Below are 16,626 nucleotides of genomic sequence, written 5' to 3'. Positions count from 1 at the left end.
AGTTTTTTGAACGCCAGCTCAACACGTCATTCCGCTTCATCACATACAGTTCACTTTTCTTTCTAAATCCCCCCGCTTAGCAAGAGGGCTTCGTAGCATACAAAAAAGTCACTCATGTTTACTTATGAGTGACTAGACTATCATGAGAGAAAACGAGCTAATTATTTTATACCCTTAAAAGCTTCAGTTTGCTCCTTTATTCCTTTTTCTGCAGCAAATCTTTCAATACTAGATGCACCAAAGAATCCAACAATTCCATCTACTCTTTCAATAATATAAGCAGCATCTTCCGGTTCTGCAATTGGACCTCCATGGCAAATCGCTAATATATCAGGATTTATAGACTTACCAGCATTAATAATTTTTTGGATTCGATCGACACAGTCATCTAGAGTTAGCGCAGTTTGTGCACCAATCGTTCCTTTTGTTGTTAATCCCATGTGAGCCACTAAAATATCAGCACCCGCTTCAGCCATTTTCTTTGCTTGCTCTTCATCGAAAACATATGGAGTAGTTAGTAAATCTAATTTATGAGCTTCTCTAATCATCTCTACTTCTAAATCATAGCCCATTCCTGTTTCCTCTAGATTTTGACGAAAAACACCGTCAATTAATCCAACTGTAGGAAAGTTTTGAACGCCACTAAACCCTTGATTTTTCAGCTGCTTTAAGAAAACGCCCATCACTTTAAAAGGGTCTGTTCCATTAACACCTGCTAGTACTGGGGTATCCTTTACAACGGGTAATACCTCATTACCCATTTCAACAACAATTTGGTTAGCATCACCATACGATAATAAACCAGCTAGCGAACCACGGCCAGCCATTCTATAACGACCTGAGTTATAGACAATCAACATGTCTGCTCCACCAGCTTCACTACTTTTAGCTGTAATTCCTGTACCCGCGCCAACACCTAGAAGAATATTTCCTTTTTTAATTTCTTCTTTAAAACGATTCAATATTTCTTGTCTCTGTAACATGATCGTTGTCCCTCGCTTTATTTTCTATTAATTCAATTAATTTTTCCGCTGCAGCTAGTGCAAACTCTTCACTATTTATATCCGCATTGATTTCAATCATTTCCACTTTATGTTGGTCAACCTTTTCTTTTAATGTATCAAATAACATGTTGTCTTCCTCTAAACCGTAGAAAGGCTGTCCTTCAACATCAAGGCCTGAGAGCCCTTTTAACGGTAAAAATAATGCCGTGTACCCTTTAGCTAAGGATAGTTTTTCAGCAATCACTTCAGCTATTTGCTTGTTCTCTTCAACAGATGTACGCATTAAAGTTACTGTTGGATTATGCTTATAAAATTTTCTTCCTTCAAATTTATGAGGGACAGAATCAAATGGACCAAAGTTAACCATATCTATTGCACCAACTGATACAACTTGGGGAATTTGTTTTTTTGAAGCTGCCTCTAAACGATGCGGTCCAGCTTTCAATACACCCCCAATTAACTCATCCGCCCATTCAGTAGTTGTTATGTCAAGAACACCATCTATAAAACCATTAGCTATTAAATTTTCCATTGTACGACCACCAACACCCGTTGCATGGAAAATTAATACCTCATATCCTTTAGCTTCTAAGAAATCTTTAGCCTTATTAATACAAGGTGTTGTCAGTCCGAACATAGTTGCGGCAATAAGAGGTTTCTTTTTCACGATCGTTTTATTTTCAAAGTTAAGCATACCTGCTATCGCAAATACTGCATTCGTAAATATTTTTGTCGAAATTACATTTAAACCAGCTACATCTACTACTGACGGAATCATCATGATGTCGCTAGTCCCTACATAAGGCTCCGTATTGCCTGAAGCGACTGTTGAAACCATTACTTTAGGAACACCAATTGGTAATGCCCTCATACCAGTTGTTACAATAGATGACCCTCCAGTACCTCCAAAAGATAGTACACCGTCGAATTTACCTTCTTCATACAATTTCGGTAAAAGCACTTCCATCCCTTTAGCAAAAACTGCTGTTGCATTTGCTCGGTCTCTTTTCGCTGCAATTTCTTGTATATCTTCTCTAGCTGCAGCCGCTACTTCAACATTTGATACATCAGGCTCGAATGCTGGTGTAAAAACACCTGTATGGATCGTGAAAGTATTGAAACCTAACGATTCAATCAACTCTTTTACATATAAATATTCTTTTCCTTTTGAATCAAATGTTCCCGCCAAAGCAATTGTTTTCATATTAACTCTCTCCCTTCTTGATCTTTAAAATCATATAAGAAAGCGGTTTCATTTATTACTCCATTTCATAATACCGTTTTCTTTTAGGCGAGTTAATGTGTTTTTGTTCTATAAAATTGTCTCTTTGTTATATTATCAATTATGCCTTGGCATAATTGCGTCTGGAATCGGCTTTGTGCTTAGGCCTGCAGATGTTATTTGCGCGAAAGCATAGTGCTAACGCAGCGGCAGCAACGTGTTTTTGTCTGTGCGAAAGCGAAGCGACAGCAACACAGCACCGAAGTTGGTTACTCAGTCGTTGCCACAGGATGTGGCGTTCTTAGACTGAGTTCCTCTATTTCAGCGGCTGTCCAAACACCTGTTGAAAGAAGTTAAATAGTTTTGTGGTGAAACACCTTTATATTTTTTAAATATTTTACTAAAGTGAGTATAATCGGGATAACCTACCATTTCGGCAATATTATTTAGTGGTAGTTTTTCTAATTTTAATATTTCAATTGCCCTATTAAGTCGAAAATTAATAAGATATTCTGTAAATGAAATACCCACTTCTTTTTTGAATAATGTGCTTAAATAAGAACGAGACAAATTTAATATTTCTGCCACTTCATTCAATGATATTTCATCCATATAATGCAAACTAATGTATTTCTTCACAAAATTAATATAATCAGCTTGACTTCCTAGACCATCAGTAATTTTACCGATTAAATCATCCAACTGAAAATCGTTAGTTTGCTTAAATGATTTCGTAATATGTATGAGAGCTAGTTCATTTGGAATCCTTTCAAACACAGAACCTCCGATATAACCCATAATAGTAGTATCATCATACATATATTGAACATCTATTGGTTTATTAACCGGGCCTCCATAAATCATTTTAATAATGTTAGGGTTTAGATCATTACATCTATTAAAAATATTTACCGCCAACCTTTTGGCAGCCTGTAAAGATAAAATCTTTTTAGCTCCTAGTGAACCGCCATTCGTTAAACCTAAGTGAACACAAATTATATCTGCACCGGCCTCTATCATACTTATTGCTTGTTCTTCGTTAAATACAAAGGCCACTGTAAACAACCCTTTTTCATTAGCGATACGAATAGCTTCTACCTCTTTTTTATAAGTAATCCCTTGTTCCTCTAAAGCTTCTCTAAAAAGACCATCTACAAGACCTATACTTGGATAATTATTAATGCCCGCAAATCCACTTTGCTGAATTAAATCGATATAACTATCTAATTCAATTGTTGGATCTGTTGCACATAAGCCAAAACAAACTGGAATTTTTTTGATCATAGGAATGATCTCTTTACACGCAAAATCCATAACAACATCATTGCTATTTGCATACGGTAAAAAACCAGCTAATGAACTAACCCCCATTAATCTGAATCTTCCTGAATTTAGAGCTAAAATAAAATCTGCGCCACCTTGTTCTGCGTATTTAGCTGTCATTCCAGAACCAGCAGCAACACCTAAAATATAACTATTTTTATTAATTTGTTTTCTTATATTATTTTTTATTTCATATTTCTTATTTAGCTTATCCTCCATTTAATTTTCACCTCTACTAATACATTATTTACTACGGATATCCTAACTTTATAAAATGCGGTAAAAATCACTTGTTTTTAATTCATAACTCTTCTTAAATGGCAATTTAGTCCAGCTTTAGAAATAATAAAAACCCTCACTTAAATCTCCCATAATCTTTTTACATCGACCAACTCTTGCCCATCGAATTCCATTCTGTATATGTCTGGCTTTGTTGTATGTAATAAAAAGTTTAAATCGTATTTACTATCATAAAACCCCATCATTAATGTCATAACAGCACCATGTGTGCCGATTACTACTTTCTGTCCTTGATATGTATTTAATAATTCGTTTAAAACTTTAATAGCACGTTTCTGGCAGGCAAAATTGGACTCGCCTCCCTCTAGAGCATAAGTCGGGTCAGAAAATGACTTTTCTAATAAAGGGAATAATTCCTTGTCAGAAATTCGCTTATCACCAGCAATAAATATTTGCTCTTTAAGGTCTTCAAATACAATGACCTCTTTTTCTATTTGATTAGCTATTTTCTGAACAGTTAGGATTGAACGACGGTACGGGCTCGAGATAACAGTATCAATGCCCTCTTTTTGTAGAATATCAGTTATTCGTTGAGCGTCTAATCTACCCTTTTCAGTTAATTCTCTCGTTCTCTCATTTCCGTCTTTCGGTGAATCTCCGTGTCGTACCATATATATGAATGTTTTCATAATGCCTCCTATAGTGCTTAATTTTTTGAGCTAAACCATTTATGTGACGAAGCTAAAAATCCATAGAACTTCTACTGATCAACTTCTGATATTGGTAAGACTGTGGAATATTTAACTTCTCGTAAAGATAAGTTCGTTTGAATGCGGGATATGCCCAGTCTATTTAATTTTCTTATAAAGCGATCTAATTCTTTTCGATCTCGAATAATAACCTTTAACAGATAATCATACTCTCCTGTTAAACAATGACATTCTAATATTTCTGTCATTGTTTTCAAGGCATTTTCCAAAGCTTCTAATTCCTTTGCTTGATGAATATTTGTACTCATGAAAACATAGCACAATAAATCGAATCCCAGTTTCTCGTGATTTAAAATGGCCACTTGTTTGTCAATAAACCCTTCACTTTCTAAACGTTTTATTCTTGTATGGGTTGCCGGTGGGGACAAATTCACCCGTCTCGCTATCTCTGCATTACTTAGGTGAACCTCCCTCTGCAAAATATCTAGTATTTGAGTATCAACACTATCTAATATTTTCCTTTCAACATCTTTCAAGCTATTTTCCTCCTTTTTTATATTCGAAATTCCCTCTACATTTGGCAACTATTATTAATTTTATTCCGTAAAATTCAATTATTCTTACTGTCATTTCGTTTTTTATTCACTACACAAAATATTATACAGTTAAAAAGGTAAAAATGTTATTATTCTTTTATCCAAAAAAATCAATTATACATACGAGAATCAAAGGAGAGATCGTCATTTGCCGAATATCTATGTTTTATTAATGCTTTTAACTAGTTTACTTTGGGGAGGCAATTTTGTAGTTGCCAAATCTCTTGTTGATCATGCCTCTCCCTTAACATTGACGAGCTTAAGATGGATCATTGCAGTCGCTGTGCTTCTTCCAATGGTATGGTGGAAAGAAAAAAGATTACTTCCCTCTCGAGATGCCCTCCTCCCTTTATTGTTAATGGGCGTTACAGGTGTGGTATTGTTCAATATCTTTCAATTTTTAGCATTGGAAAGAACTACGTCGACGAATGTTGGCTTCATTTCTACATTAAATACAATTTCAATTGCGATTTTTTCAATTGTTTTTCTAAAGGAAAAGATGAATATACTTCAAGCACTTGCAATGCTACTTTCCCTGTTCGGTGTTCTTCTCGTACTTTCAAAGGGGAATATCAGCCTATTATTGTCTTTTCATTTTAATGTGGGTGATTTATGGATGCTTGCAGCTGTATGTGTATGGGGAATTTATTCTGTTTGTAATAAATGGGCAATGAAAACTACCTCGCCACTAATGTCAACTTTGTATTCAGGAATATTTGGACTTCTAATCCTATTGCCATTTAACCTTAGGGATTTTACCGTTTCTAATGTTAATCATTCTTTTATATTATCAATTTTATATACAGGGTTTATCTCCACTGTCGTTTGTATGGTACTTTGGAGCATTGGAATTCAAAAATTAGGGGCTACCACATCTGGTGTTTTCCTTAATTTCAATCCGATTTTCACAGCACTTTTAGCGTTATTATTTTTAGGAGAGAGCATCTCTTGGACGCAAGGGGTTGGGGGTTTGATTGTTATTATGGGTTGTTTTTTATTTTCGCATTTTAAATCAAATACCAATCAATTAAAGAAATTCTCCTTCAAGTCTAGGTCAATAAAACACATTAACTAATATTAAAGTAAAAACTTTATATAGACAGAATAAGATGCTTCATTAAAGGTAGGCTGATTTCTCAAATATTGTCTATAGAAGGGTCACGTCCTAAAAATGCGTAATAAGTATTAAGTATAAAAAGTTCCCGAACCTTGCTTTGGGACTTTTTTGTATTGAACAACCTTTATTGAGTGAAAACGTCTATGTAAGAAATAGAGAAAAAATCGAGGTGACATTATGCGATTTATTTTTAATAAAATAACACTTTTCAGCATAGTTTTTTTATCATTTTGTTCAATAATAATTGGATATATATTACAAACAATCCTTTTCCCTTTACAAGATATTAATTCTATAAGTAGTAAAGAGCTATTGGAATTTCAAAAAGAATATGCAATAAACTATCCCTTAGGAAAAGGGCTACTCTATCTAGGTCTATTTCTGATGATTTTAGTCATAATGCTATGCATTATTAAGTTAAAAAACTTAAAATATAATAATCAAAATTCAGATGTCTAGCTATCCAACCACAATAAAAAAGTTCCTAAATAAATGTCAATACAGTTTTTTATGTAAAGGCGTATGAATGCAGTTAATACAAGGCTTTTTGAGATTTTGCAGAAAAACGCTGCTGGTGCACTGTCTATATAAAATCGTGCATATACAGACCAATTTGATAATTTGCTACAGGACATGGCGTTCTTAGTCTGAGTTCCTCTATTTCAGCGGATGTTTGAACACCCGCTGAAAGAAGTTAAAGTGAATTATATTTTTTCACTTCTAAAGGAATCGATATTATATATAAATCAATAGCATATGTAGTAATCGTACTCCCTTTACCTTCTTCAGTAAATTTTGCTTGAAGAAACCGCTCCGAAACTTTTCTTTTTCCCCATTTTTTAGGTAACCATTCAAATCCTGAGAACATAAATAGTAATCTACCTTCTTTTCACTAAATTTGTATTGTAAACTTGGCCAAAGGGGCGCTCTTAAAGCATTTTTATTAATCTCCCTGTCTTCTTGACAGAATCACTAAACATCTTTCCTTCCTCAGGTACATCAAACGGGTTTGGCAGAGAAAGACAAAAATATGCATAGTAATTAATCCAAGACCCGAACCTCCTGTTTGACGATTACGAGAGTACTCTCCGCGGTACAAAGGTTTGAAGATATGAGGCAATACATTTTCCGGAATGCCTTCCCCGCTGTATTTTACCATATACCTCTGAAAAGTATTTTTTCGTAAATTCCTTGACTATATAGTTACTATACAGCATATAGTTTATTCCTGGAATAAATGTTTGTATGTAAAACATACACTTTTATACATTTAGGAGGAACATCGATTATGTCAGAAAGTATCAAGTTAAGACCGTTAGAAAGAGAAGATTTAAAATATGTTCATACATTAAATAATGATTCTAGAATCATGTCATATTGGTTTGAAGAACCATACGAATCTTTTGTAGAACTACAAGATTTATTTGAAAAGCATATCCATAAACAAAGTGAAAGACGTTTTATAGTTGAAAAAGAAAAGGAAATTCTTGGGCTAGTGGAATTAGTTGAAATTGACCTGATCCATCGCAATGCAGAATTTCAAATTATTATTGATCCTAATTCCCAAGGAAAAGGATTTGCCTACTCTGCTACTATTTTGGCAATGAAATACGCTTTTCATATTCTAAATCTACACAAACTATATTTAATTGTTGATAAACAAAACGAAAAAGCCATTTACATTTATAAAAAAGCTGGATTTCATATTGAGGGAGAACTTAAAGAAGAATTTTTTACTGAAGGTAAATATCGAGACGCCCTTCGCATGTGTATATTCCAATATGAGTTTAATAACCAAATATAGCAATACTTGCCCTTCTTATGTATTATAATGCTTATATGAAAAAGTCATTGATGGGCATAACCAATTTTTAGCTGTAGCGTATTACTACGCTACGGCTTTTTTCATTCAGTCAAATTTCCTCAAAAAGTTTATAACTTCATTCAAACAAGGAGATGAATGCAACAACCCATGCTGCTATCACCAGTAATAAAAACCACCAACCCATAAACTTTAGGAACATTTTAAAAAATGGTTTCTTTTTGAATTCATCTGAAAAGGAACTCATCTGTATAGCACCCTCAGGATGCTTCAACAGCATATAAGAAATACTGCCGAAAATTAAAGTAATCAATATTGCCACTATAAACATTTCCAATAGTCCCCTCTTCACGTTTAATTCATGATCCTTCTGACATGAACCTCGACGTGTTTGTTCATTTTCGTTAACACTCGTAAAATTCCCAAACAAATACTTTTTTGGCTATCAGCTTATCAATTTTACTATTTTCTACTCTATAAATCTCCTTTTTTACGGAAAAAAATTATTCTTCCACACCAATCTTAATTCCACTTTGTTTGCAATGTAGCCTTAGGGATGCTTTTAGATTCGAGTAGTGAGCCTCGAAATTTTGTAGTAATCCATCTACTGTTAACATATCATGACCACGGACATATGCCTTAACAGCGACTATTGTAAAAGAATATTCAATTGCTCCAAAGAGGACATTACACACTAACTACAATTGAAGGTGCAATTTATGTAAGTAACTCGTCATTTTTTCATACGTGTTCACTATCTTGTTGTTAATCTGAAAATTGATTAGTTGAATCAAATAATTATTAATTTTCTTTACCCTGTACCTTAGCATAATGATTTATACTTAATATAAGATAAATTATCAATTCTAACCAAAAAATGATGTGCGATTATCCTGTTATTGAAACTTTTAGAGACTAAAAATAATAAGTAAAGGTGGAAAAATGATGGGAAACTGTTGTGATAGTAGCCATAAAAAAAATATAAATGAAAACGCTATTGTATGTCCTTCTTGCAAAAATAAAGCTAAAAATGTGCAGCTAATAACAATTAAATCAATGATGAAACCATCTGTATTAGGATCTATAAACGCTATGGAAAATCACTATTTTTGTTCTACTAATGATTGTTATGTCGTTTATTTTGATACCAGTAATAAGGAGTACCTTCTATCTGATATAAAGGTTGCCGTACATCAAAAGGATGATTCATTAAGTACACCGGTTTGTTATTGTTTTGATTGGACTAAAGAAAAAATTAAACAATATGTTGAAAATGAGCTCGCTCCTAATCCATTAGAACATATTCGAGCAAATATAAAAGAAAATCGTTGTGGCTGTGAGGTAAACAATCCTCAAGGTAGTTGTTGTTTAGGGAATGTTACGAAATATATAAAAGGTCTAACCTAATTATCTTTCTTTGTTAAAACGTATATCATGTATGTAAGTTGATTGGAGTGGAGGCTGGGCGACTCCTTGGGGATTACCGTCACAGATGAGACCCTGCAGCGAGCATCGCGAGTGAAGCGGCTCATCGGACGCCTCCAGGAAAGCGCCTAGCCGGAACGGAAATCAACCACACGTTATGGTGAAGTGCTATTTCATCCCCGCCAACCTTCAACTATTATTCTTCGTAAATAATTGGGGCAACTATTTGCAATAAACTCAAGAGAGTTACCTGTATGCTCAACTCATTTCTTCTTCCTCTTTCAATGTTTCTATTACTGATTTATTTGTTCATTTTTACCCTTTTTGTTCAGTCTGAGCGTTTTCCAATAAGTGTTTGGTCCATTACATTTTAAAGTTGCATTTTTTGGTACCTGTTTCATTATAAGAAGAAGATTTAGTAAATCAACTGACGATCCCATTGAGTTTAGTATGATCAAGAACTTCAATGTCGATGTTAAGAGTCCAAGTACACTTAGAATTAGCGGGAATATTATAGAAATGATCAGAAAAGGAGCAATCGTAATGATTATATATCTTGATTTTGAAATCTCCTCCTCCGTAATGACAAAACCCCCGAACAGAGTAAGCCCTACAGATGTTTTTTCTGATTTCATAAAATTAGGAATGAACATCAAATGAAGTAATTCGTGAATGATTAATAGTAAGACGATCCCCAAAATAACGCTTAAGTTAATGGTTATTGATATTCCACCAGATGTAAATCCGAAATCTCTCAAAGAAATACTAGAAAAGATATTTATTACCCCAATAGAAATCATTGAAGCGACAATCATTAAAGGGATAGATAACAATATAGCACTAGTTAAATTTTTAGGTTCTTTCATCGGAATCCAGCCATTGTTAATTAAGTCTACATGTAAATTCTGGTTACTTTTTGGCAATTTGTTTAGTATTTTCATTTAACTCCTCCATTTTACGATCTATTGATTTTTAATAATTTCACTTAATTTGAAAATCCCTTCCTTCATTTCATCGAGTGAAGCATACCCATAAGAGATTCTTATAAACTGTCCTGTTTTTTCAGCATAAATGCTACCAGGATTAAGAAGAATATTGTTGGATAATGCTTTTTCAAATAGCCTTTTTACTTTAAACTCAGGCTTTATTTTAACCCATATGAACAATCCACCTTTTGGGATGTCCCACGTAGCGTAAGGACTCAAATATTTGTCCATTGCATCTAAAGCAACTTTTCTACGAATGCTAAGTTGTTCTCTTACTTTATCAAGATGATCATCATAGAAATTACTAGATAGCCACTCTGCAGCAACGAGTTGTGAAAGAGTACTTGATCCATAATCGGATTGCATTTTTAAATCTGCTAATCGATTGATGACTGACTCCGAGCCAACAATCCAACCAATTCGTAATCCTGGACTAAGGGTTTTGGATAAACTTCCAACATATAGTACATTTCCGTAAAGGTCCATTGCTTTCAGTGGTTTAGGTGGTGGGTTGTCAATCCATAAATCACGGTACACATCATCTTCTATCACTGGCAGCTGCTCTCTTTCACAATAGGCAATTAATTTCTCTCGTCTCCATTCTTGCATTAAGGCGCCTGTTGGATTATGGAAAGTTGGAATCGTATATAAAATATTCTTTCCTTTTTCCTTTGTCGGATAAATTGAATCGATGATAATCCCCTCATTGTCCATTGCTAATCCTTGCAACTCCATCCCCGCAGACTCAAAAACAGTCAACGAGTAAAGATAAGACGGCATCTCTAGCAATACCGTAGAACCTCTTTTTAGTAGTCCAATCGAAATTAAATGTAAAGCTTGGAGCGCACCAGAAACAACGAGAATAGACGACGGAGACGCTTCGACCCCTCTAACCTTTAAATAGTCACTAATGGCTTGCCGTAGTTTTATATTTCCTTTCGGCTCTTCATAGCCAAACGAGGTTAATTGATTCGAAACCTTTTGAACGATGGTTTTCATCTCTTCTAGCGGAAACATCTCTGGTGATAGCTCCCCTTTACTCAATTGAATAAGATTTGTATTTGATTCCGCTTCGTTAATCTCCTGCACCATCGAAACGCTAGGTTTATGAATGCCTAATCTGACATTTTCATTCCAGTTAGTCGAGGATTTTTCCCCCATCAAAGTCCAAGTATTATTGGTGACGACTGTTTCCTTCCCTGCTTTACCTTCTAGTAGCCCATCAGCCATTAGTTCTTCTAATGCCGTTATGACTGTACTACGATTAACCTCAAACTGTTTTGCCAAATTACGTTGACTTGGTATGGGACTTCCGATTGCCCACTCCCCTTTAGCAATTTTTTCTTTTATAAAATCAATAATCAATTGATATTTTGGTTTTTTCATATGTACTCTCTTTTCTAAACTGGTTGGTTTTTTTATTTTAACCTGTTGGAGAAATTTTACCAAAATCCTATTAATATTGAAAACATAAATATAATTGGTTGGATAACGAGGTGTATTCATGTTAAAAACATTAGATTTTAAGATTATTTCCGCTCATTTCATAACAATCATTTTATGGGCATCCGCTTTTCCAGGAATTCGAGTGGCATTAACGGCCTATTCACCTGAGCATATTTCACTTTTACGATTATTAGTCGGCTCATTCGTCTTAATAATCATAGCAGTTATTACGAAAACTCCTTTGCCTGCGTTAAAAGATATCCCCATTATTTTATTACTTGGCTTTTTAGGTTTCACCGTGTATCAAGTAGCACTAAATTATGGAGAGCAAACGATTAGTGCCGGGGTTGCAAGTTTACTTGTTTCCACAACCCCTATATTCACAGCTATGTTAGCTGTATTCTTTTATCGTGAGAAGCTTGGATTATGGGGATGGGTAGGTTCACTGCTTGGCTTTTCTGGTGTAGCATTTATTACAGTAGGAGGTTCAACTGAAGGTTTTTCTTTTAATACGGGGATTATTATCGTTTTAATAGCATCCCTTTCAGAAAGTATTTACTTTGTTTTTCAACATCGTTATCTAGAAAAATACGGCGCTATTCCCTTTACGATGTACGCCATTTGGTCAGGTACTATTTTTATGTTACTATTCTCACCTGGCCTAAGTGAAGCAATAATGGATGCACCGTTAAATGCAACATTAGTCATTTTGTATCTTGGAATTTTTCCAACAATCATTCCTTATTTTACACTAGCTTATGTTACTTCGCGAACAGGGGCAGCTGAAGCAACAAGTACGCTTTATTTAACCTCTGTTTTTGCATTTCTTATCGCATGGATTTGGCTTGGTGAGGTTCCGCATTTTTCTGCTATAACTGGTGGCTTGATTACTTTAGTAGGTGTATTTATTGCAAATATAAAGAAAGAAGATATTAGTAAAGAAAATAACAATCCTCAAAATTTAAACTAACTGTCTCGATTGCAAATGACTCCCTTGATCATTACAGACTGTTGACAATGGGTATTAGTGTAGTAAACGCTCTATACCTGTTGTCCTTTTTTTAATTTTATTAAATAATTTTACAGCACGAAATAAAAACCCTCCACATTTGATGTGAAAGGCAATTAGCGATTTCTAAAATTTCATTAGGAAATACAGTAAAACAGTACTTCTAGCAACTCATTTGAAATAAAAATTCATCGCGTTTTGGTAAAGAATTTTTTCAGCTGACATTGCATCAAACAATTCTTGAATTAGTTCAATATCGGCATAAGCAAAAGGTCTTTTTGCTCGTGTGGACGGCAAATCTGTGCCGAACATTAACGCCTCTGGGTTAACAGCATGAATAGATTTCAAAGCTTGTTCTACATCGAGCTCTACACGACCAAAACCAGTCGCCTTTACTCGTACACCTTTTTCTACTAGTCGCAACAAATGAGGTAATCCTTTCTCGGATAACCCTAAATGATCAATTGAAATCGCTGGTAATTTTTCAATCGTTGGTGCAATTTCAGGCAAATCTTTTGCGTCGATATATAATTCACTATGCCAACCAACTAAATCATACACACGTCTCGCAAAGTAATCGAGCTTCGTTAAATCCTCGGAACCGCCCCGTTTCACATTGAATCGTAGTGCGCGCACACCTTTTTTATGTAAATCCATAATCTTATCATCTGTCACCGAAAACGGTAGTTGCGTAACACCACAAAATGCAGAACCCATTTTCTCTAAAGCATTCATTAAATAATCTTGGTCAAAACCTTGAAAAGAACCTGATACAATTGCACCACCGACAATATGATAAGTCGCTGTTTCTTTTTGGTAATCCTCTACAACATAGCTAGGTGGTACATATCCTTGATTTTCAGTAATAGGGTAATCAAAATCAATAATGTGAAAGTGTGCATCAAAAATTCTCATTTTTCCCGCCTCCTTTCTTTTACGTTATCAAATAAAAAGCATAAAGGAAATCTATGTTTTTTTATACAAACCCATAATTTATTCTTATCACCTAGTGCACTCTAGACGTTATCGTAATGCAAAAATTCCTCCATCAAATGTTTTGAGTCTAAATAAAAATCCCTTGTGCTTCCAGATATAATTGACGCACTATAACCTGCAACCATAATCCATATTGCTTTCTCTTGCTTATCCAAACTAATATCATGCTGCTTAAAATCATAAAATTAACCCAAAAATGCGCCTATAATCATTCCCATTTCTTGTTGCCTTCTCTCGTTACATTTTTTATTGTAAGTACAAATATTCATTAATAATACCGTTTTATCGACTTCAAGTTACTTCGCATCCACGTTCTCAATATTACGAATACCTAAATACGCAATTATTACCCCAACTGCTGCAAGTCCTAATTGCAGTGGAATGAAGGTTACTAATGATATTTCTGGGTTATAAGCACAAGCAATTGCCACCACAAGTAAAGATGAACCAATTGTAGCCGGAACTGAATGGTTACGCATCCAAAAATACAATGGAATTAAGCTTGTTCCTGTTGCGGCAATAGCAAAAGGTATTATGTTTATGACTTCACCTATGAACTGGTTTGCAGTTATTGTAAATGGAACGATAGGAAAATAAATATTGATGATCGAAAAAAGTCCAGCTACAACGATATTTGATAACATCATAGTCATTAAGGTTAAAAAAGCGATCAAGGCCAGTTTACTAGCAATCAATTTCTTACGACTAACCGGATAAGTAAACATAATCAAAATTGTTCTGTTTTTATACTCTTCAATAACTAGTTTTGCAATTAATACAGAGGCAAACACAATAAACGTTGCCCTCACACTTGCACCAATCAGTACATAAACATCTTCATATGTTGAAATGGGAATATCCCCTTCTCTTTGTGCTATATAAATTACGAAACACACTACTGCAGTTATAATGATGTTTGCAATAATCGCACCTTTTACATACCAACCTACTTTAAATTTCTTCATTTCCAGCTTCAGTAAATGTAGCATAGAACCATCTCTCCTATATAAACAATACTCATTATGTTGAATATTGGTAGACCATAACTATTCTTGCATTTATCAATTATTAAACGTAATAAAATAATAGCTAAAATAATAGTCACTGTTGTTTTGATAAGAATATTCAATAATGGCATTAGTCCGCTTCCATCTTTAAATCCCCACGACAAAAGTTCAACAGGACAGGAGGCCGCCACAATACAAATGATTATTTCTATAAAATAGTTAGATAATCGATATTTTTTCCATCCTAGTTCCATCAATTTAAGCATGGATTTTCTCTCCGTTCGTTTATTTAAGAAATACTTCTCTTAAGAGCTATGTTTTTTAAGAGTAGCTGACATTAATTGATATCTTTTTAGCGCTCTTAATCCGTAATAAAATCTCCCCTTTCATGTACTTTAATTGTACGAATCGATCATCTCTTTTTTCTTACTCATTCCTTACAAAATTATTAATTGTCATAAACTTACACGATTGGTAAGTCGTTCTAACTTTGCTAATTTAATTTGTTTGGAAAACCTGATGGAAAGACAAATTGATTCATTTTAAAGCGAGAGAAATTATCTAATAAAAAAATACCAGGCTCAAATTAATGAATACCTGGTATCTTGGTTTTACCTTATGACATTGAAAAGTTTACATTTATTGAATAGCACGTCGTTCTGAATAAAGTACTTGGAGTCGGGTTATTCGTTAAGACAGAAGTATTTAAATTTCTTTACCCAATTCAAAATGATTATGTATTCTCTATTATGCTTTTACCTGACTATTAGTAGCAATATAGACACCTACCAACACCAGCACCATCCCAACGATTTGTATCAATGTAATTGAGCTACCATACGCAATAACTGCAAGTAATGTTGCGACTATAGGCGTCAAGTTTAAATACAAGCTTGCTTTACTACCTCCTAAGCTTTCTACACCCTTGTTAAAAATAACATAGCCAATCAATGTCCCACAAACGACCATATAAAACATTTCAATCCAACTTTGAGCCGACAGATTGACTACTTGATCCCACCCTCCTTCAAATACCGTACTGATTGCTAGGAAAACAGCACCAGATAACATCATAATAGTATTCGATAGCATTACTGGTATACCTTTAAGCATGGATTCACCCATTAATGCATAAATAACTCCGCATAAAAGTGCTCCGACAAAAAGAATATCTCCTAAGTTAAAAGAAAGAGATAGTAATTCAGAAAGTGACCCTTTGACAATAACAATAATTACTCCAATCATCGATAAAGCTAAACCTGTTCCAGATTTGTTATTCCATTTTTCTTTACCTAATAAGACGGCCCCTAGCATAGTGAATACAGGCATTGCAGCTATAATTAACGCACCGTTTGTCGCAGAAGTATACTTCAATGCCGTAAAAAAGAAAGCGTTATAGCCGAAAATTCCGATAAATCCAATAAATAATAAACCTTTCCATCGATTTCTGATTACTTGCCACTGCCATTCTTTCTGAATTGTTATGATTGTAACGAGTATTATTCCTGTTATGCCAAAACGTAGCGTAGCTGCAACAAGTGGTGGAACTTCCGTAATGACATGCTTCGCTGTCGCGAATGCTCCACCCCAAAACAAAGGAACGAGCAGCATTAATAAATACATGTTTCTTGATTGATTTTTAATATTCCCCATTATTTAATCCTCCTATTCTTTCGAACAATGTTTAAATTTTTAAACATATGAACATTGTTTTGTAAAAAAG

The 16,626-nt window shown here is 34.4% G+C and carries 19 protein-coding genes; 5 read left to right on the top strand and 14 right to left on the bottom strand.

Going from position 1 to position 16,626, the window contains the following annotated elements; genetic code table 11:
- Window positions 1-161: 161 nt before the first annotated feature.
- Both ACYQ73_RS05570 and ACYQ73_RS05565 read right to left on the bottom strand, forming a co-directional pair.
- Window positions 162-983, bottom strand: coding sequence for a phosphoenolpyruvate hydrolase family protein (locus tag ACYQ73_RS05570; protein WP_460011560.1), 822 nt, complete (start codon window positions 981-983; stop codon window positions 162-164).
- Window positions 949-2,208: a Tm-1-like ATP-binding domain-containing protein gene (locus tag ACYQ73_RS05565; protein ID WP_460011559.1), complete on the bottom strand. Its 1,260-nt coding sequence runs from the start codon at window positions 2,206-2,208 to the stop codon at window positions 949-951. Before ACYQ73_RS05565 ends, ACYQ73_RS05570 begins: the two co-directional genes overlap by 35 nt.
- A 198-nt stretch (window positions 2,209-2,406) precedes the next feature.
- On the opposite strand from ACYQ73_RS05565, the gene ACYQ73_RS05560 reads away from it, so the two are divergent.
- Window positions 2,407-2,583, top strand: coding sequence for a hypothetical protein (locus ACYQ73_RS05560; protein ID WP_460011558.1), 177 nt, complete (start codon window positions 2,407-2,409; stop codon window positions 2,581-2,583).
- On the opposite strand, the gene ACYQ73_RS05555 is transcribed toward ACYQ73_RS05560, so the two are convergent.
- The 3 genes from ACYQ73_RS05555 to ACYQ73_RS05545 form a co-directional block, all read right to left on the bottom strand.
- Entirely contained in the window at window positions 2,548-3,768 is a 1,221-nt protein-coding gene (locus tag ACYQ73_RS05555) for a phosphoenolpyruvate hydrolase family protein (RefSeq protein WP_460011557.1), read from the bottom strand. The two genes, ACYQ73_RS05560 and ACYQ73_RS05555, sit on opposite strands and share 36 nt — an antisense overlap.
- A 140-nt stretch (window positions 3,769-3,908) precedes the next feature.
- On the bottom strand, window positions 3,909-4,478 hold the full coding sequence (locus tag ACYQ73_RS05550; protein ID WP_460011556.1) for a histidine phosphatase family protein: 570 nt from the start codon (window positions 4,476-4,478) through the stop codon (window positions 3,909-3,911).
- Window positions 4,479-4,549: 71 nt separating this feature from the next.
- Window positions 4,550-5,035 carry an Lrp/AsnC family transcriptional regulator gene (locus tag ACYQ73_RS05545; RefSeq protein WP_460011555.1) on the bottom strand — a complete coding sequence of 162 codons (486 nt, stop codon included), beginning with the start codon at window positions 5,033-5,035 and terminating at the stop codon, window positions 4,550-4,552.
- Window positions 5,036-5,243: 208 nt separating this feature from the next.
- Here ACYQ73_RS05545 and ACYQ73_RS05540 point away from each other — a divergent pair, with 208 nt between their 5' ends.
- Entirely contained in the window at window positions 5,244-6,170 is a 927-nt protein-coding gene (locus ACYQ73_RS05540; RefSeq protein WP_460011554.1) for a DMT family transporter, read from the top strand.
- Between the two features lie 736 nt (window positions 6,171-6,906).
- Here ACYQ73_RS05540 and ACYQ73_RS05535 read toward each other — a convergent pair.
- Together ACYQ73_RS05535 and ACYQ73_RS05530 are read right to left on the bottom strand one after the other, a co-directional pair.
- Window positions 6,907-7,080: a hypothetical protein gene (locus ACYQ73_RS05535; protein WP_460011553.1), complete on the bottom strand. Its 174-nt coding sequence runs from the start codon at window positions 7,078-7,080 to the stop codon at window positions 6,907-6,909.
- A 75-nt stretch (window positions 7,081-7,155) separates the two neighbouring features.
- Window positions 7,156-7,371, bottom strand: a complete 216-nt coding sequence (locus ACYQ73_RS05530; RefSeq protein ID WP_460011552.1) for an ATP-binding protein — start codon at window positions 7,369-7,371, stop codon at window positions 7,156-7,158.
- Window positions 7,372-7,500: 129 nt separating this feature from the next.
- Between ACYQ73_RS05530 and speG the strand changes: the two genes are divergently transcribed.
- Window positions 7,501-8,016 (top strand): spermidine N1-acetyltransferase, encoded by a 516-nt coding sequence (speG, locus tag ACYQ73_RS05525; RefSeq protein WP_460011551.1) that lies wholly within the window; start codon window positions 7,501-7,503, stop codon window positions 8,014-8,016.
- 136 nt (window positions 8,017-8,152) lie between these two features.
- Here speG and ACYQ73_RS05520 read toward each other — a convergent pair whose 3' ends face one another.
- Complete coding sequence (locus tag ACYQ73_RS05520; RefSeq protein ID WP_460011550.1) at window positions 8,153-8,371, bottom strand: hypothetical protein; 219 nt, start codon at window positions 8,369-8,371, stop codon at window positions 8,153-8,155.
- 608 nt (window positions 8,372-8,979) lie between these two features.
- Here ACYQ73_RS05520 and ACYQ73_RS05515 point away from each other — a divergent pair.
- Window positions 8,980-9,441, top strand: a complete 462-nt coding sequence (locus ACYQ73_RS05515) for a putative iron-sulfur cluster-binding metallochaperone (protein ID WP_460011549.1) — start codon at window positions 8,980-8,982, stop codon at window positions 9,439-9,441.
- On the opposite strand, the gene ACYQ73_RS05510 is transcribed toward ACYQ73_RS05515, so the two are convergent.
- The 3 genes from ACYQ73_RS05510 to ACYQ73_RS05500 all read right to left on the bottom strand — a co-directional run bounded on the left by ACYQ73_RS05510 (window position 9,438) and on the right by ACYQ73_RS05500 (window position 11,831).
- Complete coding sequence (locus ACYQ73_RS05510; RefSeq protein WP_460011548.1) at window positions 9,438-9,566, bottom strand: hypothetical protein; 129 nt, start codon at window positions 9,564-9,566, stop codon at window positions 9,438-9,440. The two genes, ACYQ73_RS05515 and ACYQ73_RS05510, sit on opposite strands and share 4 nt — an antisense overlap.
- Before the next feature lie 186 nt (window positions 9,567-9,752).
- Window positions 9,753-10,400 carry a DUF3267 domain-containing protein gene (locus ACYQ73_RS05505; protein ID WP_460011547.1) on the bottom strand — a complete coding sequence of 216 codons (648 nt, stop codon included), beginning with the start codon at window positions 10,398-10,400 and terminating at the stop codon, window positions 9,753-9,755.
- 21 nt (window positions 10,401-10,421) lie between these two features.
- Window positions 10,422-11,831, bottom strand: coding sequence for an aminotransferase-like domain-containing protein (locus ACYQ73_RS05500; RefSeq protein WP_460011546.1), 1,410 nt, complete (start codon window positions 11,829-11,831; stop codon window positions 10,422-10,424).
- A 118-nt stretch (window positions 11,832-11,949) separates the two neighbouring features.
- Between ACYQ73_RS05500 and ACYQ73_RS05495 the strand changes: the two genes are divergently transcribed.
- A complete protein-coding gene (locus ACYQ73_RS05495) occupies window positions 11,950-12,861 on the top strand; it encodes a DMT family transporter (RefSeq protein ID WP_460011545.1) in 912 nt (303 codons plus the stop codon).
- A gap of 210 nt (window positions 12,862-13,071) precedes the next feature.
- Here the strand turns inward: ACYQ73_RS05495 and ACYQ73_RS05490 are convergent, their stop codons facing one another.
- The 3 genes from ACYQ73_RS05490 to ACYQ73_RS05480 all read right to left on the bottom strand — a co-directional run bounded on the left by ACYQ73_RS05490 (window position 13,072) and on the right by ACYQ73_RS05480 (window position 16,556).
- On the bottom strand, window positions 13,072-13,815 hold the full coding sequence (locus ACYQ73_RS05490; protein ID WP_460011544.1) for an amidohydrolase family protein: 744 nt from the start codon (window positions 13,813-13,815) through the stop codon (window positions 13,072-13,074).
- A 377-nt stretch (window positions 13,816-14,192) separates the two neighbouring features.
- Window positions 14,193-14,885 carry an ABC transporter permease gene (locus ACYQ73_RS05485; RefSeq protein ID WP_460011543.1) on the bottom strand — a complete coding sequence of 231 codons (693 nt, stop codon included), beginning with the start codon at window positions 14,883-14,885 and terminating at the stop codon, window positions 14,193-14,195.
- Between the two features lie 765 nt (window positions 14,886-15,650).
- Window positions 15,651-16,556, bottom strand: coding sequence for a DMT family transporter (locus ACYQ73_RS05480; protein WP_460011542.1), 906 nt, complete (start codon window positions 16,554-16,556; stop codon window positions 15,651-15,653).
- Between the last annotated feature and the right edge of the window lie 70 nt (window positions 16,557-16,626).

It is taken from the genome of Lysinibacillus sp. CTST325 (genome assembly GCF_054665055.1).
Note: the sequence above shows the minus strand (reverse complement) of the source record. Positions and strands in the feature narration are given on the sequence as shown.